Source organism: Streptomyces sp. CA-251387 (assembly GCF_050936625.1).
Lineage (GTDB): Bacteria > Actinomycetota > Actinomycetes > Streptomycetales > Streptomycetaceae > Streptomyces.
Window position 1 is genome coordinate 5,691,577 of the sequence record NZ_JBNJMJ010000001.1, and the last position, 19,244, is coordinate 5,710,820.

Here is a 19,244-nt window from a genome sequence, read left to right on the forward strand (position 1 = left end):
ACCTGGTCGCCACCTCAGACAGTTAACCCCGTGAGATCTCCGAAGGGGGAGGTCGGATCGTGACGACCGCCAGCTCCAAGGTTGCCATCAAGCCGCTCGAGGACCGCATCGTGGTCCAGCCGCTGGACGCCGAGCAGACCACGGCCTCTGGCCTGGTCATCCCGGACACCGCCAAGGAGAAGCCCCAGGAGGGCGTCGTCCTGGCCGTGGGCCCGGGCCGCTTCGAGAACGGCGAGCGCCTGCCGCTCGACGTCAAGACCGGCGACATCGTGCTGTACAGCAAGTACGGCGGCACCGAGGTGAAGTACAACGGCGAGGAGTACCTCGTCCTCTCGGCTCGCGACGTGCTCGCGATCATCGAGAAGTAAGACCACCTCGAAGCATTTGCTTCCAGCTGCGCCCCTGGCCCCCGCGACCACTTAAAGAAGCCGGGCGCCCGGGGCGCAGTGTCTTTTTGAACCCACAGATTCCGAGAGGGCTCCCGCTGTCATGGCGAAGATCCTGAAGTTCGACGAGGACGCCCGTCGCGCCCTCGAGCGCGGCGTCAACAAGCTGGCCGACACGGTGAAGGTGACGATCGGCCCCAAGGGCCGCAACGTCGTCATCGACAAGAAGTTCGGCGCCCCCACCATCACCAACGACGGTGTCACCATCGCCCGCGAGGTCGAGGTCGAGGACCCGTACGAGAACCTCGGCGCCCAGCTGGTGAAGGAGGTGGCGACCAAGACCAACGACATCGCGGGTGACGGTACGACCACCGCCACCGTGCTCGCCCAGGCGCTGGTGCGCGAGGGCCTGAAGAACGTCGCCGCGGGTGCCTCCCCGGCGCTGCTGAAGAAGGGCATCGACGCGGCCGTCGCCGCCGTCTCCGAGGAGCTGCTCGCCTCGGCCCGCCCGATCGACGAGAAGTCCGACATCGCCGCCGTCGCCGCGCTGTCCGCCCAGGACCAGCAGGTCGGCGAGCTCATCGCCGAGGCGATGGACAAGGTCGGCAAGGACGGTGTCATCACCGTCGAGGAGTCCAACACCTTCGGTCTGGAGCTGGACTTCACCGAGGGCATGGCCTTCGACAAGGGCTACCTGTCGCCGTACTTCGTGACGGACCAGGAGCGCATGGAGGCCGTCCTGGAGGACCCCTACATCCTCATCAACCAGGGCAAGATCTCCTCCATCGCGGACCTGCTGCCGCTGCTGGAGAAGGTCATCCAGGCGGGTGCCTCCAAGCCGCTGCTGATCATCGCCGAGGACGTCGAGGGCGAGGCCCTGTCGACCCTGGTCGTCAACAAGATCCGCGGCACCTTCAACGCGGTCGCCGTCAAGGCCCCCGGCTTCGGTGACCGCCGCAAGGCGATGCTGCAGGACATGGCGGTCCTCACCGGCGCCACGGTCATCTCCGAGGAGGTCGGCCTCAAGCTCGACCAGGTCGGCCTGGACGTGCTGGGCTCCGCCCGCCGTGTCACGGTCACCAAGGACGACACGACCATCGTCGACGGCGCCGGCAACTCCGAGGACGTCCAGGGCCGCGTCGCCCAGATCAAGGCCGAGATCGAGAACACCGACTCCGACTGGGACCGCGAGAAGCTCCAGGAGCGCCTCGCGAAGCTGGCCGGCGGCGTGTGCGTGATCAAGGTCGGCGCCGCCACCGAGGTGGAGCTGAAGGAGAAGAAGCACCGCCTGGAGGACGCCATCTCCGCGACCCGCGCCGCGGTCGAGGAGGGCATCGTCTCCGGTGGTGGCTCCGCGCTGGTCCACGCCGCCAAGGTGCTGGAGGGCGGCCTCGGCAAGACCGGCGACGAGGCCACCGGTGTCGCCGTCGTCCGCCGCGCGGTCGTCGAGCCGCTGCGCTGGATCGCCGAGAACGCCGGCCTGGAGGGCTACGTCATCACCTCCAAGGTCGCCGAGCTCGACAAGGGCCAGGGCTTCAACGCCGCCACCGGCGAGTACGGCGACCTGGTCAAGGCCGGCGTCATCGACCCGGTCAAGGTCACCCGCTCCGCCCTGGAGAACGCCGCCTCCATCGCCTCCCTCCTCCTCACGACCGAGACCCTGGTCGTCGAGAAGAAGGAAGAGGAGGAGCCGGCCGCCGCTGGTCACGGCCACGGCCACGCCCACTGAGGCACGTACCACCCGAAGAAGCCCCCCGCTGCTGTCAGCGGGGGCTTCTCCCTTCGCGGGCGATTCACCGGCCTTCTCGCGGCCGGGTCACTGACCGAGTACCCCCAGCTGCTCCAGCAGCCCCGCCCGGTCGTAGAGCCAGTGGCTCTCGCAGATCTTCCCGTCCCGGAACCGCTGCCAGGTCATGCCCTGCATGGTCACGTCCTGTCCGGTCGCCGGAATCCCCAGGAACTCGCCCTTGTGCCGTGCGGTCCAGTTCCACCGCGTGCACACCTGGTCGCCCTGGGCCAGTTGATCGTCGATCCGGAACGTGAAGTCGAAGGCGGCACGCCACCCCGCGTACTGCTCGCGCACCCCGTCGATGCCCTGCACGGGCTGCGGATACGACGGATCGTGATCCACGTAGTCGTCCGTGAGGTGCTCACCGATCCCCTCCGGCTCCATCCTGCCCATGGCCTTGAAGAAGCCCTGCGCGGCCAGGACATTCAGTTGCTCGTCCCGTACGACGTCGAGATCGGTGAAGGTCGGCATCTCATCACAGAGCGCGACCATCTCCTGGAAGATCCGGTCGGTCTCGGGCAGGTTCGAGTTCCGCATCGCCTCTTCGTACGACGGAAACTCCACGATCTCGATGAAGTGCGACGCGTCGGACCGGTCCTTGCCGATGATGTCGTGCGTCGCCGTCCGCTTCCCCTTGGTCTGCTCGACCCACCTGTCCATCAGCCGGTTCATCTCGTCGAAGCGGCTGGTCCTGCAGTCGATGAGCTGTACGAAGGTCATGGCGTCGTGGCCTCCCGAACCTCTGATTCCACTGATTCCGGACGAACAGCACCATTCTCCCCATGGGGGCGGGGGTACGCCTCCCGGCGCTTTGGCGTCATGACGGCGTGCGCTGGTGGGGGAGGCAGCGGTCGGTGGCCCTTCTGCACCACCGAATCCGGGCCGACGTACACCTGGTGGCGAGCGGAGGCCTGGGCGGGCAAGACGGCCGGCCCTGATGTCGCGGTCCGAGCTGCACCCGCCGGAGGGCGTGCGGATCGTGCCGCTCTTCGTCACGGCCCGGCCGGGTGCGCAGAACGACGTGGTGGCGCACGCTCGCCCCGCGCTGGACGCCGCTCACGGACGGCCCCTCGTGGTCCGCGCACTGCGGCACATGAGCCCCCAGCGGAGCCTGCCCGCCCTGATCCGCGTCGAGCCCCGCACCGTACCGCTGATCGTCGACGTGCTGTGCCGGCGTTCGCCCGCCGACTCGCCTACTGCGGCCCGTACTTCCGCCCCGTCCTGGAACTGATCCCCCCGAGCATCCCCCGAGGCACCAGCTTCGCCGCCCCCATCAGCACCTTGTACCGAGGGTCGGGAATGGACAACGACTTCCCCCGAGCCAGATCCTCCAGCGCCGTCGCCACCACCTTGTCCGCGTCGAGCCACATCCACCCCGGGATGTTGTCCGTCCCCATCCCCGCCCGCTCATGGAACTCGGTCCGCACGAACCCCGGGCACAGCGCCATCAACCGCACCCCGCTCCCCGCCAGATCCCGCGCCGCCCCCTGCGTGAACTGCACGACCCACGCCTTGGACGCGCCGTACGTCCCGCGCGGCACGAAGGCGGCGACCGACGCGACGTTGACGACGCCCCCGCGCCCCCGCTCGCGCATCGCCTCCGTCGCCGCCGACGTCAGGCGCAGTACCGCCTCGCAGTGCACCTTGAGCATCTTCAGCTCGTCGGCCATGGAGACGTCGAGGTAGCGGCCCTTGTTGCCGAAGCCGGCATTGTTGATCAGCAGGTCGACGGGGTTCCTGCGGTCGCCGAGGCGGGCGGCGACCGCCTCGATGCCGGCGTCCTCCGCCAGGTCGGCCGTCAGCACCTCCGCCTCGATGCCGTGCCGGTCGTGCAGCTCGGTCGCCTGCTCCCGCAGCCGCTTGGTGTCCCGGGCCACCAGGACGAGGTCGTGCCCGTCAGCCGCCAGCCGCCGTGCGAACGCGGCGCCGATGCCCGCGGTCGATCCCGTAATCAGTGCCGTTGTCATGGCGCAAGGTTAGGGCCCCGGACTGCGCGCTTCCGCTCCCGTCTCAGCCGTGCTCGTGCCCCGACCGGTCCGAATGCCGTGACGGTGCCTGCGCCCGCTGCCCCTTCTCCACCACCACGAACTGGCCCATCATCCCTTCGTCCTCGTGGTACAGCAGGTGGCAGTGGTACATGTACGGCGTGTCCGGATCCGCCGGCCCGGTGAAGCGCAGCGCCAGCTTCATGGTCGTGCCGCTGGGCAGGAACACCGTGTCCTTCGGCCCGCGCAGCGCCGCCGGCGGCGCCTCGCCGTTCACCTCCAGCACCCGGAACTGCACATCGTGCACATGGAAGTTGTGCGGCATGCCGTTGCTGTTGCGGACCGTCCACACCTCCGTCGTCCCTCGCGTGACCGTCTCGTCGACGCGGCCCATGGCCATCGCCCGCCCGTTGATACCGGACCGCTTCAGGTCGAAGTACCGCCCCCGCACGGCATCCGCGCCGTCGGGTGTCTCCGACTCGCCCAGCTCGGCCGATGTCCGGGGCGACGGCCGGAGTCGTCCGGCCGCCCGCAGCTCCAGTACGTCGAAGGAGTCGTCGCCCCCACCGAACCGCCGATTCCAGGCGTCCCCGTAGTTGTCCTGCGGGAAGCTGCGCAGCATCACCCGCTCACCCGCCCGCATCCGTACGACGATCTCGGCGCGCTCACCCGGCGACAGCTGGACCCGGTCCATGGACTCGGGCCGCTCCAGCAGACCTCCGTCCGTCGCTATGAGCGAGAACGCACGGTCGTCCGGGAAACCGAAGGCGTACGTCCGTGCCGTCGAGGCGTTGAGCAGCCGCAGCCGTATGAGCTCGTCACCGACCTCCCGGAAGGGACGCAGGGTGCCGTTGACCATCGTCCGGTCGCCGAGGAAACCCACGTTCTGCATGATCCTGTGGCCGCCGTCGAGCTTCGTGCCGTCGAAGCGCACGTCCTGCACGATGACGGGCAGGTCGTCGACGCCGTACCGCTTGGGCAGGGCGAGTTCCCCGGCCTTCTCGTCGTCGAGGATGAACAGGCCGGTCAGGCCACGCCGCACATGCTGTTCGGTCGTGCCGTGCGGGTGCGGGTGGTACCAGAGCGTCGCGGCGGGCTGGTCCACGGTCCAGTGCGGAGTCCAGGTGCCGCCCGGGGCGATCATCTGGTGCGGGCCGCCGTCCATCCGCGCGGGCAGGTGCATGCCGTGCCAGTGCACGCTGGACGCCTCGTCGAGCCCGTTCGTTATGCGCACGCGGACCTTTTCGCCGCGGGCCGCGCGGAGTGTCGGGCCGAGGTAGGAGCCGTTGAATCCCCATGTCGGAGTCCTCAGGCCGTCCTTGAACTCCGTCTCGCCCGCGCGCATGCGCAGATCGAAGACGCGCGTGCCGTCCTTGTCGACGGTGGACTCGGCCAGGGGCGGTATCGCCAGCGCGTTGTCGAACGAGGCCTTGCCGACCGTGCTCACGTCGGCGCCGGTCCACAGCCAGGCGAACAGGCCGCCGACCGCCATCACGACGACCGTGACGACGGAACCGAGGACGATGAGGACGCGCTTGAAGCGAGACATGCTTCGAGCGTCCTTGATCACCGCCCGCCGAACATCCGGGTCGTCCCCCGGCCGACCCCGACCCAACCCCCGCCGCTCGTACGGGGTTTCCCCCTAGGAGCCATGCGGCACCTGCCCGACCGACGCCCAGCCCTCGGTCGGCTCCCGGTCAGGCGCCGGTCCCCCCGGCCTCGGCTGACTCCCCGTCAGGGCCGCCCCCCCCGGCCGGTCAGCCCCCGCCCCCCGGCTGACTTCGTGGTGGCTACGGGCCGTTTCCGGCTCGTGCCGCGATGTCTGGTCGTGTCGGGGACGTCTGGTCGTGTCGGGGAAGCAGAAGCGGGGTGGTCAGGATGAGCAGTCCCGCGACCGTGACGGCGGTGCGTGGGCTGGTGACGTCGGCGAGCAGCCCGCCGAGCGCGGTGAGGACGGCGATGGACGCCTGCTGGCCGATCGACCAGGCCGACAGCGTGCGGGCGAGGAGATGCTTGGGGGTCTGTTCGAGCCGGTAGGTGGCGAGCACCGGCGTGTACAGGCTCATGTTGATGATGATCGCCAGCTCGACGGCTATCACGGTGACGAGGCCGACGACGCCGGGGCGGACGAAGGCCAGGCCGATCAGCCAGATGGCACGCAGGGTGCCGACGGTCCGGAAGACCCGGTGCCGGCCGTGGCGGGCCACGACACGGCGGGCCAGGCGGGAGCCGATGAGCCCGCCGACACAGGGGGCGGCGAAGGCGAGGCCGTACTGCCAGGGCGGGAACCCGAGTTGGCGAAGGAGGAGCACGGCCAGCAGCGGCTCGGTGGCCATGATCAGACCGGCGACGAGCATGTTGTTGAGGTAGAGCGCCCGCAAACCGGGATGGCCCATGATGTGTCGCCAGCCGTCGAGCAACGCGCCTGCCCGGACCGGGCTTTTGCCGGTTGTTCTTCGCGGCGGCACCTCTTCTCGGCCGCCGATCGCGGTGATGCCCAGCGCGGAGAACAGGTAGCTGAGCGCGTCGGCCACGACGGTGGTGACCGGCCCGAACAGGCCGATCGCCGCCCCGCCCAGCGGTGGCCCGACCGCGATGGAGCTCCAGTTCGTGGACTCGAACCGCGCGTTGGCCACGAGCAGATCGTCCGGCTGGACGAGGCCCTTGAGGTAGGCGCCGCCGGCCGCGTTGAAGGCGATCTTGGCTGCGGCGACCACGGCCGAGGTCACGAGCAGCTGGACGAAACCGAGCCAACCGAAGGCGTAGGCGACCGGGATCGTCGCCATGACCGCGAACCGGGTCACGTCCATCGCGATCATGACGGGGCGCTTGCGCCGGAACTCCACCCACGGCGCGAGGGGCACCGCGATCAGCGCGCCCACCGCAGGCCCCACCGCGGACAGCGCGGACACCTCGGCGGGCCCGGCATGCAACACCATCACGGCGATCAGCGGCAACGCCCCGAACCCCAACCCCGACCCGTAGGCGCTCACCGCATATGCCGCCCACAGCCAGCCGAACTGCCGACCCAGCCGTCTCCTGCCCACCATGCTCAGCGCGACCGACCCCTTTGACGCCCCCACCCGAACAATCTGACGTTGACCAGTGAGAGCAAAGCGAGCCGCACAGCAGCAGGTCAAACAACCGATCCGCCGGCGATCCACAACCAACCGTTGTTCCCTAAGGTGACTCGGCGTGGATCTCGAAGCAGTGCACACCTTCCTCGCCGTCGCGGACGCGGGCCAGTTCCAGAAAGCCGCCGCCGACCTGTCGATCACCCAGCAGGCCGTCTCCAAGCGCATCGCCGCGCTGGAACGCGACCTCGGCGTACGGCTGTTCACCCGTACGCCGCGCGGCGCCGAGCTCACCATCGACGGGCGGGCGTTCCTGCCCCACGCACACGAGTTGATGCGTGCCGCCGAGCGCGCGGTCGCATCGGTGCGCACCGGCCGCCGTCCGCTGCGCGTCGACGTGATCGCCTCGCGCGGCGCGGCGTCGGGTCTGATGCGCGGATTCCACCGCGCCCACCCCGAGATCGAGCTCGACGTGCTGATGCTGTTCGACATCGAGCCGGCCGTCACCGCCATCCGCTCCGGCACGATCGACGCTTCCTTCCGCGCCGTCGCCGCGCCCGGACGTCCCCTTCCCGAGGACATCGAGTCCGTCCGCGTGCTCGACGAGCCGCTCCAGCTCCTCACCGGCCCCGCCCACGCGCTGGCGGGCGCCCGCTCGGTGACCGTCGCCCAGCTCGCCGGGCACCGGATCTGGATTCCCGGCCTCGTCCCCGGGACCGAATGGGCCGCCTACTACGACGACCTCGTCGCCGAGTTCGGCCTCACCATCGAGTCGACCGGCCCCAACTTCGGCTCCGACGCCCTCCTCGACACCGTCGCCGACACGCCGGCCCTGGCCACCTTCATGGGCGAGCACACCCGCCTCATCTGGCCCGCCGGCCACGGCCTGCGCCGCATCCCGGTGACCGACCCGACGCCCGTCTACCCGCACTCGCTCCTCTGGCACCGCGACAACCCGCACCCGGCGCTGGCCACCCTCCGCGCCCACCTCGCCGCCACGGCGACCGGCCACGACGCCGCCGGGACCTGGACGCCGGGCTGGGTGATCCCGCGCTGAACACCTCCGCGTCTTCGATCACCGTGGCGGGATCTACGGACGGCAACTCGGGGGGCAGAGGTGGCCATCGGCACACTCCCGCTTTCCTCAACCCCCCACTTCCCCGTCAGACCCCCACCCCGTCAGAACCCGCCCCGACTGACTCTCCGTCAGCCCCCGTACTTCGCCACGTACTTCCGCGCCGCCTCCAACGACTCCGGATGCAGCGCCGAACCCGCCGCCAGCAGCCGCGGCAGCAACGCCCGCTCCGTCGTGACCGCGCGGAACTGCAGTGCCACCGTTACGCCGTGATCGGGCCGGTGGACGATCTCCATCGCATCGCCCGCCCGGATCTCACCCGGCTCGATCACCCGCAGATACGCCCCCGGCGCCCCCTTCGCCGTGAACCGCTTCACCCACTGCTTCTCACCGACATGGCCCTGGAAGGTACGACAGGGAATCCGGCCGGAGGTGACCTCCAGCACCACCTCGGACCCGATCCGCCAGCGCTCGCCGATCAGCGCACCGGAGACATCCACGCCCTCGGTCGTGAGGTTCTCGCCGAACCCCCCGTTCGCCAGCGACCGCCCCAGCTCGCGCTCCCAGTCGTCGAGGTCCTCGCGCGCCACCGCGTACACGGCCTGGTCGTCCCCACCGTGATAGCGCGTGCTGCACACCTCGTCCCCGGCCACCCCGCTCGCCCCGACCCCCTTGGGACCGGGCGCCGCCACCCGTACCGGCCCGTCCACCGGCTGCTTGTCGATCCCGGTCACGCCTTCCGGGTGATCCGTGTACGGCACATACGTCCGGCGGCCCAGGTTCACGGAAAGAAGCTTCATGGCGGCACGGTAGGCGACCGCTGGTCAAAGCGTCCATGCGTTATTCGGCACGATCTCCAAGGCTCGCTTATGCTCGACCTGTGATCGAGGCTCGTCATCTCCGCGTGCTGCGCGCTGTCGCCGCCACCGGCTCCTTCTCCGCGGCAGGACGTGAACTGGGCTGCACCCAGCCCGCCGTCAGCCAGCAGATGAAGGCCCTGGAGGCGTCCGTCGGCACGCCCCTTCTTGTCCGCAGCGGGCGCGAGATGCGGCTGACCCAGGCCGGTGAGGCGCTGGTGCGGCACGCCGCCGGGATCCTGGCGGGACTCACCGCCGCCGAGGAGGAGGTCGCCGCCATCGCCGGGCTGCGGGCCGGCCGCGTCCGCCTCGTCTCCTTCCCCAGCGGCAGCTCCACCCTGGTCCCGACCGCGCTCGCCGCCCTGCGCGCCGCGCACCCCGGCACCCGCGTCTCCCTGGAGGAGGCCGAGCCCCCGAACTCCGTCGAGCTGCTGCGCGAGGGCGACTGCGACGTGGCCCTCGCCTTCCGGTACGAGGGTGCCGCGGGCGCACCGGAAGGCGAGTGGGACGACCTCGTCGTACGCCCGCTGCTTACGGACCGGCTCGTCGCCCTCGTACCCGAACGGCACCGGCTCGCGCGCACCGCGGCCTCAGGGTCCCTCGCCATCGGGGAGCTCGCCGCCGAGCCGTGGATCGCCGGGTGCCCGCGCTGTCGGGGACAGCTGATCGAGGTGTGCGAGGGCGCCGGCTTCACGCCCCGCATCGACTTCGCCACGGACGACTATCCGGCGGTCGTCGGCCTGGTGGGCGCCGGCCTGGGCGTGGCCGTGCTGCCCCAGCTCGCCGTCGAGTCCGTACGGCCGCGAGGGGTGCGCATGGTGACGCTGGAGCCGGCGGTGCGGCGGGAGATCGTCGCGCTCACCCTGCCCGACCTGGCGCAGGTGCCGGCGGTGGCGGCGACGCTGGAGCAGCTGGCGCGAGCCGCTGCCCGGTAGCCAAAAGTAAGGGCACGCGTACGCGTGCCCAGTTGCAGAAACGTTCCTTCAGTTGTTCGGGCCGGCCTCCCCGCTGGTCGTCGACGCCGAGACCAGCCGGTTGCGCGCCCGCCCCATGAGCTCCTCGCGCTCGTCCTCGGTCAGGCCGCCCCAGACGCCGTACGGTTCGCGCACCGCCAGCGCGTGCGCCGCGCACTGCGCGCGCACGGGGCACCTCATGCAGACCTCCTTGGCCGAGTTCTCACGAGCACTCCGAGCCGCACCGCGCTCACCCTCGGGATGAAAGAAGAGCGAGCTGTCCACCCCGCGGCAGGCAGCCAGCAGCTGCCAGTCCCACAGGTCCGCGTTCGGTCCGGGAAGGCGGGAGAAATCTGCCATTGCGTGACCCCTTGTAGCCGTTCTGGGCGGATACGGTGTCCACGACCGTACATCTACGATCTAAGGAGATGAAAATATGACTCATTGCGAATCTAGCCCCAAACGCCAATAAACGGGAAGAAAAAGGGCTGAATGGGGCATGGGTTGTGATGAAACATTGAGGGTCCGTCGTGCATGCCTGCCCCGTGTCCGTCCCCTCACGTAGAGTGCCGAAGATGGCACACGGCCCCGTAACTCTTTCGAGTGACCGTCGTTGAGAGGGCGGAGGCGGTTGAAGCAACAAGCGCTCGGGCAGGCGTCCGAGACGGTCGACCGCACAGGTGACGATTTCGTACCAGCCTGGAGGCTCAAGGTGACGTGCATCAGCTGCGGAGGGCGGCCATGACATCCGTCCTCGTCTGCGACGACTCCCCGCTTGCCCGAGAGGCGCTCCGCCGCGCGGTCGCGACCGTGCCCGGCGTCGAGCGCGTGACGACGGCGGCCAACGGCGAGGAAGTCCTCCGCCGCTGGGGCGCCGACCGCTCGGACCTGATCCTGATGGACGTACGCATGCCCGGTCTGGGCGGCGTCGAGACCGTGCGGCGGCTGCTGTCCGCCGACCCCGGTGCGCGCATCATCATGCTCACCGTCGCCGAGGACCTGGACGGCGTGGCCCTCGCGGTCGCCGCCGGTGCCCGCGGCTATCTGCACAAGGACGCCTCGCGCGCGGAGTTGCGCGCCACGGTGACGCAGGCGCTGGCCGACCCGACCTGGCGTCTTGCCCCGCGTCGACTGCGCTCCGCCGAGATGGGCGCCGCGCCGACGCTCACGGCGCGTGAGATCCAGGTGCTCGAAGGTATGAGCCACGGTCGTTCCAACGCGGAGATCGGTCGCGAGCTGTTCCTCTCCGAGGACACCGTGAAGACGCATGCCCGCCGGTTGTTCAAGAAGCTCGGTGCGTCGGACCGGGCGCATGCGGTGGCACTCGGATTCCGCTGGGGTCTGGTGCGTTAATCGCGGCACTGTGGGTGCCGCGTTGCGCCGTCCGGCGGCTGCGGGTCCGTCGTGGCTGGTCGCTCCACTCTCGGCTTCGCTCGGGCGGGGGGACCCCATCGCGGCGGTGGCGCATATCGTCGCAGCCCCGCGCCCCTTTGGGGGCGCGGGTGCCAGGTCGGTCAAGTAGCTCTGTCGGTGCCCGCTGCTCGTTTCGGCGCGGATGCCGCATCCTTGAGATGTGGAGTCTCTCGGGGACGAGTCGGTCGAGCGGAAGGGGAGGGCGCAGGGGATGAGTGCCGGCGCACCTGCTCATAACGCTTCGGTGCACAACAACGGGCGCGATGCCACGGACCACACGGCCGCAAGGCACCATGGACCGATGCGCGACGACGAGGCGGCTTGTGCCCAGGGGGCGATCGGTGCACTCGTCCACCGCGCCGTGGACGGGGACGAGCAGGCCACGCACGATCTGCTCGCGCATGTCCACCCCCTGGCCCTGCGCTACTGCCGCACCAGGCTGTCCCGCCTCCCGGGGGACGCCCGGCACTTCGTCGAGGACCTCGCACAGGAGGTCTGCGTCGCCGTCCTGCTCGCGCTGCCGCGCTACAAGGACACCGGCCGCCCCTTCGAGGCGTTCGTCTTCGCGATCGCCGCGCACAAGGTGGCGGACCTGCAGCGGGCCGCGATGCGCCATCCGGGATCCACGGCGGTGCCGTCCGACGAGATGCCGGAACGCCCGGACGACTCCCTCGGCCCGGAGGAGCGGGCGCTGCTGAGCAGCGACGCCGAGTGGGCCAAGAAACTGCTGGCCAACCTGCCCGAGAACCAGCGGGAGCTGTTGCTGCTGCGCATCGCCGTGGGGTTGACCGCGGAGGAGACGGGTCAGATGTTGGGAATGTCACCTGGTGCGGTGCGGGTTGCACAGCACAGGGCGCTGAGCCGCCTGCGGGCGCTGGCCGAGCAGTAGTTGCTCTGTTGAACGGCCGGTGCGCCGGTTCCGTACGAACATACGAAGCCCGGAGCGGGTCCGAACCGTGGAATGTGCCACCTCTGCTTCCCGTTAGCATGGACATCCGCACCGATCAAGGCCATTTGGGGAAGGTGTCATGACTGCCAACGTCGACGGAGTGCCCGAGAAATTCGCGACACTCGGGCTGACCTACGACGACGTGCTGCTGCTGCCGGGTGCATCCGAGGTGCTCCCCAACGCGGTCGACACCTCGTCCCGCATCTCCCGCAATGTCCGGGTCAACATCCCCCTGCTGTCCGCCGCCATGGACAAGGTCACCGAGTCCCGCATGGCGATCGCCATGGCCCGGCTGGGCGGCGTCGGTGTGCTGCACCGCAACCTGTCCATCGAGGACCAGGTCAACCAGGTCGACCTGGTGAAGCGGTCCGAGTCCGGCATGGTCACCGACCCGATCACGGTGCACCCGGAGGCCACGCTCGCCGAGGCGGACGCGCTGTGCGCCAAGTTCCGCATCAGCGGTGTCCCCGTCACCGACCCGGCCGGCAAGCTGCTCGGCATCGTCACCAACCGTGACATGGCCTTCGAGACGGACCGCTCCCGTCAGGTGCGCGAGGTCATGACGCCGATGCCGCTGGTCACCGGCAAGGTCGGCATCTCCGGCGTCGAGGCCATGGAGCTGCTGCGCAAGCACAAGATCGAGAAGCTGCCGCTGGTCGACGACGCGGGCGTCCTCAAGGGCCTCATCACGGTCAAGGACTTCGTCAAGGCCGAGAAGTACCCCAACGCCGCCAAGGACGCCGAGGGCCGTCTCCTCGTCGGTGCCGCCGTCGGCGCCAGCCCCGAGGCGCTGGAGCGCGCCCAGGCCCTCGCCGCGGCCGGTGTGGACTTCCTGGTCGTCGACACCTCGCACGGCCACAACAGCAACGCCCTCAGCTGGATGTCGAAGATCAAGTCCAGCGTGAGCGTCGACGTGATCGGCGGCAACATCGCCACCCGCGACGGCGCCCAGGCGCTGATCGACGCCGGTGTCGACGGCATCAAGGTCGGTGTGGGCCCGGGCTCGATCTGTACGACCCGCGTGGTCGCCGGCATCGGCGTCCCGCAGGTCACCGCCATCTACGAGGCCGCCCTCGCGGCCCGTCCGGCCGGTATCCCGGTGATCGGCGACGGCGGCCTGCAGTACTCCGGCGACATCGGCAAGGCGCTGGCCGCCGGTGCCGACACGGTGATGCTGGGCAGCCTCCTCGCGGGCTGTGAGGAGTCCCCGGGCGAGCTGCTGTTCATCAACGGCAAGCAGTTCAAGTCGTACCGCGGCATGGGCTCGCTGGGCGCCATGCAGTCCCGCGGCCAGGGCAGGTCGTACTCCAAGGACCGCTACTTCCAGGCGGAGGTCGCCTCCGACGACAAGCTCGTGCCCGAGGGCGTCGAGGGCCAGGTGCCCTACCGTGGCCCGCTGGCCAACGTGCTGCACCAGCTCGTCGGCGGTCTGCGCCAGACCATGGGCTACGTGGGCGCCGCCACCATCGAAGAGATGGAGTCCAAGGGCCGCTTCGTACGGATCACCTCGGCGGGCCTCAAGGAGAGCCACCCGCACGACATCCAGATGACGGTCGAGGCGCCGAACTACAGCAGCAAGTGACGCGCACGCGCGCGTGAGGCGCTGTGAGGGCTTGCTGAGGGCGGTCCCGGAGGCATCCGGGGCCGCCCTTGTCGTACCCGTCGGCGATACTGGTAGACGCTGAAACGCATCAGGGAAAGGCCACAGACGTGACTGAGATCGAGATCGGGCGCGGCAAGCGCGGCCGCCGGGCGTACGCCTTCGACGACATCGCCGTCGTCCCCAGCCGCCGTACGCGGGACCCGAAGGAGGTCTCGATCGCCTGGCAGATCGACGCCTACCGCTTCGAGCTGCCCTTCCTGGCCGCCCCCATGGACTCGGTCGTCTCCCCGGCCACCGCGATCCGCATCGGCGAGCTCGGCGGCCTCGGCGTGCTGAACCTCGAGGGCCTGTGGACGCGGTACGAGGACCCGCAGCCGCTGCTCGACGAGATCGCCGAGCTGCCCACGGAGGCCGCCACCCGCCGCCTCCAGGAGATCTACGCCGCTCCCATCAAGGAGGAGCTGATCGGCGCGCGCATCAAGGAGGTGCGCGACTCCGGCGTGGTCACGGCCGCCGCGCTCTCCCCGCAGCGCACGGCCCAGTTCTCCAAGGCGGTCGTCGACGCGGGCGTGGACATCTTCGTCATCCGCGGTACGACGGTCTCGGCGGAGCACGTCTCGTCAGCGCACGAGCCGCTGAACCTGAAGCAGTTCATCTACGAGCTCGACGTCCCGGTGATCGTCGGCGGCTGTGCCACGTACACGGCCGCCCTGCACCTGATGCGCACCGGCGCGGCGGGCGTCCTGGTCGGCTTCGGCGGCGGCGCGGCGCACACCACGCGCAACGTGCTGGGCATCCGCGTCCCGATGGCCACGGCGGTCGCGGACGTGGCGGCGGCCCGCCGTGACTACATGGACGAGTCCGGCGGCCGGTATGTGCACGTGATCGCCGACGGTGGCGTGGGCTGGTCCGGCGACCTGCCCAAGGCGATCGCCTGTGGCGCGGACGCGGTGATGATGGGCTCGCCGCTCGCGCGTGCCACGGATGCGCCCGGCAAGGGGCACCACTGGGGCATGGAGGCCGTGAACGAGGAGCTGCCGCGCGGCAAGAAGGTGCACCTCGGGACGGTCGGCACGATCGAGGAGGTGCTGACGGGGCCGTCGCACACTCCGGACGGTTCGATGAACTTCTTCGGTGCGCTGCGGCGGGCCATGGCCACGACCGGGTACAGCGAGCTGAAGGAGTTCCAGCGGGTCGAGGTCGCGGTGGCGGACTCGCAGCACACGCGGTAGGCGTTACACGGGTACGCCGTTTCCGTCGGCGTCAGGCGTCAGGGAAGGGTCGGTCACTCCGGGTGGGGTGACCGGCCCTTTTGTGTGCCCAAGTGGGGCTGGGTGGGGGCGCTTTGTGGGGGAGGGGCCGCGTGGTTGCGTTTGGGGCGAATGTGGGCTGAACGGGCGAAGAGGGGCGGTAGTGTCGGTGATCGGCGACCCGTTCAAGGGGGCGCCCCCTTCCAAGGAGATGTTCCGGACCCCGGCCCTCGGGGCCCGGCCCGAGCTCCAAACGGACCGCCTACCGGGTCGATGGGCGGCATCGTGGAAGGGGGCGCGCCCATGGGCCGTCACCGCAAGCCCACCCGCTGGGATCGACTTCGGCTTCGGCTGGTGAAGTTCCGGAGGAGGTGTGTCTTGTGGATTTATGGGCGATGAGCGGCCACCCCTACATGAACTAGGGGTGGACACTCCGTGAATCGCCCGGGAGCCTGCCGCAGCGACCACTGCGGTGGGCTCCCACCCTATTGGCGGAAGATGAGCGGCCGCCCCCACGTGATCTAGGGGTGGACACCCGTTATCCGTTCGGAGCCTCAGCAGTACTGCATTACCCGCTGCATCGGGCTCCACCTGCTCCATACGGTACCGGCGCCGAATGCCCCACGCCACCAACCCCGGCGGCTCAGGCACCCCACGCGCCCCCCGTCACAACCGATGCGCCGCCCCCGTAGGCGCAGCCCCCCGCGTATCGAGCAACAGCTGCGCCTTGACCGACAGCCCCTGCAAGTCATACGTCCGATGCTGCTGAAGCAGAATCGTCAGGTCGGCCTCCGCGACAGCCTCGTACAGCGCGTCCGCGCGCGGCACCGGCCGGTCCAGGACGCTCCAGGACGGGACGTACGGGTCGTGGTAGCTGATGGAGGCGCCGAGCTGGAGCAGGCGGACCGCGACCTCCTCGGCGGGCGTGGACTGCTGGTCGGCGAGGTCGGGCTTGTAGGTGACGCCGAGCAGGAGGATGCGGGCGCCGCGCGCGGACTTGCCGTGCTCGTTGAGGAGGGTGGCGGCGCGCTGCACGACGTAGCGCGGCATCTGGCCGTTGACCTGCTGGGCCAGTTCGACCATCCGCAGGGTGCGGCCCGCGTGGGCGGTCAGGTCCTGCGGGACGGCGTGGCCGCCGACGCCGGGTCCGGGACGGAAGGCCTGGAAGCCGAACGGCTTGGTCTCCGCGCAGCGGATGACGTCCCACAGGTCGACGCCCAAGTCGTGGCAGAGGACGGCCATTTCGTTCACGAGGGCGATGTTGACGTGCCGGAAGTTGGTCTCCAGTACCTGCACGGTCTCCGCCTCGCGCGGGCCACGCGCGCGTACCACCTTGTCGGTGAGACGGCCGTAGAAGGCGGCCGCCGACTCGGTGCACGCGGGCGTGAGGCCGCCGATCACCTTGGGGGTGTTGGCGGGCGTGAAGTGGCGGTTTCCGGGGTCGACGCGGCTGGGGGAGTACGCCAGGTGGAAGTCGCGGCCGGCGCGTAGCCCGGAGCCCTCTTCGAGGAGCGGGCGCAGGACGTTCTCCGTGGTGCCCGGGGGTACGGGCGACTCCAGGATGACGGTGGTGTGCGGACGCAGCCGTTCGGCCAGGGTGCGGGCGGCCGCCTCCACCTGGCTCAGGTCCAGGCCGCCGTCCGCGTCGCGCGGGGTCGGCGGGCAGATGACGGCGGTGCGTACGCGGCCGAGCTCGGCGGGGCTGGTGGCGTGCCGGAAGCCCCCCGAGAGCATCCGGCGCAGTTCGGCTGGGCTGAGGGAGCCGGATTCGGGCCCGGTCCGGTAACCGAGCGTGTGGATGCCGGCGGCGACGGCGGCCTTGGCCAGGGGCAGGCCGTACGGGCCTAGTCCGATGACGGCGAGATCTGCGGGCATGGCGTTGGGCCGTCCTTCCCAGTAACCGAAGCGGGGCAGCTGCGCAAGTCCTGTGGACAGGATGAGGGAGCGCAATGTCAGACTAGGAGTAAATATGACCGATTTGCGGGATTGGATGATCGCGTTTCCTTGAGTGTTGTCCACAGGCTGGGGGCGCGTGGTGGCTGAAGTCGGGCAACCCGGTCAGAATTTGGGCATGGGGGGTACGAACCGGGCTTCGCCCGACGGGTGCGGCCTACGCGACCGATGAGCGGGAGGCAGCGGTGAGGACAGCGACACTGGGGCCGGCGGAGCGCGCCGAGTCACTCGCAGCAATGGCCGAGCGCGAGCTGGACCTACTGGTCGTGGGCGGCGGGGTCGTAGGCGCCGGCACCGCCCTCGACGCGGCGACCCGCGGACTGTCCACCGGCCTGGTCGAGGCCCGTGACTGGGCCTCGGGCACGTCCAGCAGGTCCAGCAAGCTGATCCACGGCGGCCTGCGCTATCTGGAGATGCTCGACTTCGCGCTCGTACGGGAAGCCCTGAAGGAGCGCGGCCTGCTGCTGGAGCGGCTCGCCCCGCATCTGGTCAAACCGGTGCCGTTCCTGTACCCGCTGCAGCACAAGGGCTGGGAGCGCCTGTACGCCGGTTCCGGCGTCGCCCTTTACGACGCCATGTCGATGGCCCGAGGCCACGGACGGGGCCTGCCGATGCACCGCCATCTGAGCCGCCGTCACGCCCTCCGCGTCGCCCCCGCGCTGAAGAAGGACGCGCTTGTCGGCGCGTTGCAGTACTACGACGCGCAGATGGACGACGCCCGCTATGTGGCCACCCTCGTGCGTACGGCGGCGGCCTACGGCGCGAAAGTCGCCAACCGCGCGCGCGTGACCGGGTTTCTGCGCGAGGGCGAACGCGTCGTCGGGGCCCGGGTGCAGGACGTCGAGGCGGGCGGGGAGTACGAGATCCGCGCCCAGCAGATCGTCAACGCGACCGGGGTGTGGACCGACGACACCCAGTCGATGGTGGGGGAGCGCGGGCAGTTCCACGTCCGCGCCTCCAAGGGCATCCACCTGGTCGTCCCCAAGGACCGCATCCACTCCACCACGGGCCTGATCCTGCGCACCGAGAAGTCCGTACTGTTCGTCATCCCCTGGGGCCGGCACTGGATCGTCGGCACGACCGACACCGACTGGGACCTCGACAAGGCCCACCCGGCCGCGTCCAGCGCGGACATCGACTATCTGCTGGAACACGTGAACTCGGTGCTCGCGGTGCCCCTGACCCGCGACGACGTGGAGGGCGTGTACGCCGGGCTGCGACCCCTGCTCGCGGGTGAGTCGGACGCCACCAGCAAGCTGTCGCGCGAGCACACCGTGGCGCACCCCGTGCCCGGGCTCGTCGTCGTGGCCGGCGGCAAGTACACGACGTACCGGGTGATGGCCAAGGACGCGGTGGACGCGGCCGTGCACGGTCTCGACATGCGGGTCGCCGAGTGCGTGACGGAGGACATTCCGCTGCTGGGTGCCGAGGGGTACCGGGCGCTGTGGAACGCGCGGGCGCGGATCGCGGCGCGGACAGGGATTCATGTGGTGCGGGTGGAACACCTGTTGAACCGGTTCGGGTCGCTGGCGGAGGAGGTGCTCGAGCTCATCGCGGCCGATCCCACGCTGGGCGCACCGCTGCACTCCGCCGACGACTATCTGCGCGCCGAGATCGTGTACGCCGCCTCGCACGAGGGGGCACGGCACCTGGACGACGTGCTGACGCGGCGCACACGCATCTCGATCGAGACGTTCGACCGGGGGACGCGATGCGCGCGCGAGGCGGCCGAGCTGATGGCGCCGGTGCTGGGCTGGGACAAGGACCACATCGAGCGCGAGATCGAGCACTACCGGAAGCGGGTGGAGGCCGAGCGCGAGTCCCAGCGGCAGCCGGACGACCTGACGGCGGACGCGGCGCGGCTGGGGGCGCCGGACATCGTGCCGTTGTAGATCGTGCCGTTGTGGGACGGCAGAACGTCACCCGAACGAGTGGCGGAAGCCGGGATCTCCGTTCG

At 70.1% G+C, this 19,244-nt stretch carries 17 protein-coding genes; 10 read left to right on the plus strand and 7 right to left on the minus strand.

The features are described from left to right. The first annotated feature begins 59 nt into the window (after positions 1-59). Together groES and groL are read left to right on the plus strand one after the other, a co-directional pair. Complete coding sequence (gene groES, locus ACQEV2_RS25670; RefSeq protein ID WP_055493212.1) at positions 60-368, plus strand: co-chaperone GroES; 309 nt, start codon at positions 60-62, stop codon at positions 366-368. A 121-nt stretch (positions 369-489) separates the two neighbouring features. Beyond that, positions 490-2,115, plus strand: a complete 1,626-nt coding sequence (gene groL, locus ACQEV2_RS25675; protein ID WP_433045905.1) for a chaperonin GroEL — start codon at positions 490-492, stop codon at positions 2,113-2,115. Positions 2,116-2,202: 87 nt separating this feature from the next. Here the strand turns inward: groL and ACQEV2_RS25680 are convergent, their stop codons facing one another. Beyond that, positions 2,203-2,895 (minus strand): ester cyclase, encoded by a 693-nt coding sequence (locus tag ACQEV2_RS25680; protein WP_433045908.1) that lies wholly within the window; start codon positions 2,893-2,895, stop codon positions 2,203-2,205. A gap of 217 nt (positions 2,896-3,112) precedes the next feature. Between ACQEV2_RS25680 and ACQEV2_RS25685 the strand changes: the two genes are divergently transcribed. Continuing rightward, positions 3,113-3,406, plus strand: coding sequence for a hypothetical protein (locus ACQEV2_RS25685; protein ID WP_433045911.1), 294 nt, complete (start codon positions 3,113-3,115; stop codon positions 3,404-3,406). Here ACQEV2_RS25685 and ACQEV2_RS25690 read toward each other — a convergent pair. The 3 genes from ACQEV2_RS25690 to ACQEV2_RS25700 form a co-directional block, all read right to left on the minus strand. Next, entirely contained in the window at positions 3,369-4,142 is a 774-nt protein-coding gene (locus ACQEV2_RS25690) for an SDR family NAD(P)-dependent oxidoreductase (RefSeq protein ID WP_433045914.1), read from the minus strand. The two genes, ACQEV2_RS25685 and ACQEV2_RS25690, sit on opposite strands and share 38 nt — an antisense overlap. A 43-nt stretch (positions 4,143-4,185) precedes the next feature. Continuing rightward, positions 4,186-5,709, minus strand: coding sequence for a multicopper oxidase family protein (locus tag ACQEV2_RS25695; RefSeq protein ID WP_433045917.1), 1,524 nt, complete (start codon positions 5,707-5,709; stop codon positions 4,186-4,188). A gap of 241 nt (positions 5,710-5,950) precedes the next feature. Next, positions 5,951-7,210, minus strand: coding sequence for an MFS transporter (locus tag ACQEV2_RS25700; protein WP_433054758.1), 1,260 nt, complete (start codon positions 7,208-7,210; stop codon positions 5,951-5,953). Between the two features lie 145 nt (positions 7,211-7,355). On the opposite strand from ACQEV2_RS25700, the gene ACQEV2_RS25705 reads away from it, so the two are divergent. Next, positions 7,356-8,291, plus strand: coding sequence for a LysR family transcriptional regulator (locus ACQEV2_RS25705; RefSeq protein ID WP_433045920.1), 936 nt, complete (start codon positions 7,356-7,358; stop codon positions 8,289-8,291). Between the two features lie 149 nt (positions 8,292-8,440). Here the strand turns inward: ACQEV2_RS25705 and ACQEV2_RS25710 are convergent, their stop codons facing one another. Further along, complete coding sequence (locus tag ACQEV2_RS25710; protein ID WP_433045923.1) at positions 8,441-9,109, minus strand: MOSC domain-containing protein; 669 nt, start codon at positions 9,107-9,109, stop codon at positions 8,441-8,443. Between the two features lie 80 nt (positions 9,110-9,189). Between ACQEV2_RS25710 and ACQEV2_RS25715 the strand changes: the two genes are divergently transcribed. Continuing rightward, on the plus strand, positions 9,190-10,101 hold the full coding sequence (locus tag ACQEV2_RS25715; protein WP_433045926.1) for a LysR family transcriptional regulator: 912 nt from the start codon (positions 9,190-9,192) through the stop codon (positions 10,099-10,101). A gap of 48 nt (positions 10,102-10,149) precedes the next feature. On the opposite strand, the gene ACQEV2_RS25720 is transcribed toward ACQEV2_RS25715, so the two are convergent. Next, complete coding sequence (locus tag ACQEV2_RS25720) at positions 10,150-10,479, minus strand: WhiB family transcriptional regulator (protein ID WP_433045929.1); 330 nt, start codon at positions 10,477-10,479, stop codon at positions 10,150-10,152. A gap of 381 nt (positions 10,480-10,860) precedes the next feature. On the opposite strand from ACQEV2_RS25720, the gene ACQEV2_RS25725 reads away from it, so the two are divergent. The 4 genes from ACQEV2_RS25725 to ACQEV2_RS25740 all read left to right on the plus strand — a co-directional run bounded on the left by ACQEV2_RS25725 (position 10,861) and on the right by ACQEV2_RS25740 (position 15,316). After that, complete coding sequence (locus ACQEV2_RS25725; protein WP_003948568.1) at positions 10,861-11,472, plus strand: response regulator transcription factor; 612 nt, start codon at positions 10,861-10,863, stop codon at positions 11,470-11,472. Positions 11,473-11,833: 361 nt separating this feature from the next. Further along, on the plus strand, positions 11,834-12,421 hold the full coding sequence (locus tag ACQEV2_RS25730) for a sigma-70 family RNA polymerase sigma factor (RefSeq protein ID WP_356576563.1): 588 nt from the start codon (positions 11,834-11,836) through the stop codon (positions 12,419-12,421). Positions 12,422-12,560: 139 nt separating this feature from the next. Then, positions 12,561-14,063: an IMP dehydrogenase gene (guaB, locus tag ACQEV2_RS25735; RefSeq protein ID WP_433045933.1), complete on the plus strand. Its 1,503-nt coding sequence runs from the start codon at positions 12,561-12,563 to the stop codon at positions 14,061-14,063. 128 nt (positions 14,064-14,191) lie between these two features. Continuing rightward, a complete protein-coding gene (locus ACQEV2_RS25740; protein ID WP_433045936.1) occupies positions 14,192-15,316 on the plus strand; it encodes a GuaB3 family IMP dehydrogenase-related protein in 1,125 nt (374 codons plus the stop codon). 684 nt (positions 15,317-16,000) lie between these two features. Here the strand turns inward: ACQEV2_RS25740 and ACQEV2_RS25745 are convergent. Then, the gene (locus ACQEV2_RS25745) at positions 16,001-17,209 is read right to left on the minus strand and encodes a nucleotide sugar dehydrogenase (protein WP_433045939.1); all 1,209 of its coding nucleotides are present in this window, start codon (positions 17,207-17,209) and stop codon (positions 16,001-16,003) included. A gap of 263 nt (positions 17,210-17,472) precedes the next feature. Between ACQEV2_RS25745 and ACQEV2_RS25750 the strand changes: the two genes are divergently transcribed. Next, positions 17,473-19,179: a glycerol-3-phosphate dehydrogenase/oxidase gene (locus ACQEV2_RS25750; protein WP_433045942.1), complete on the plus strand. Its 1,707-nt coding sequence runs from the start codon at positions 17,473-17,475 to the stop codon at positions 19,177-19,179. Positions 19,180-19,244 lie beyond the last annotated feature (65 nt).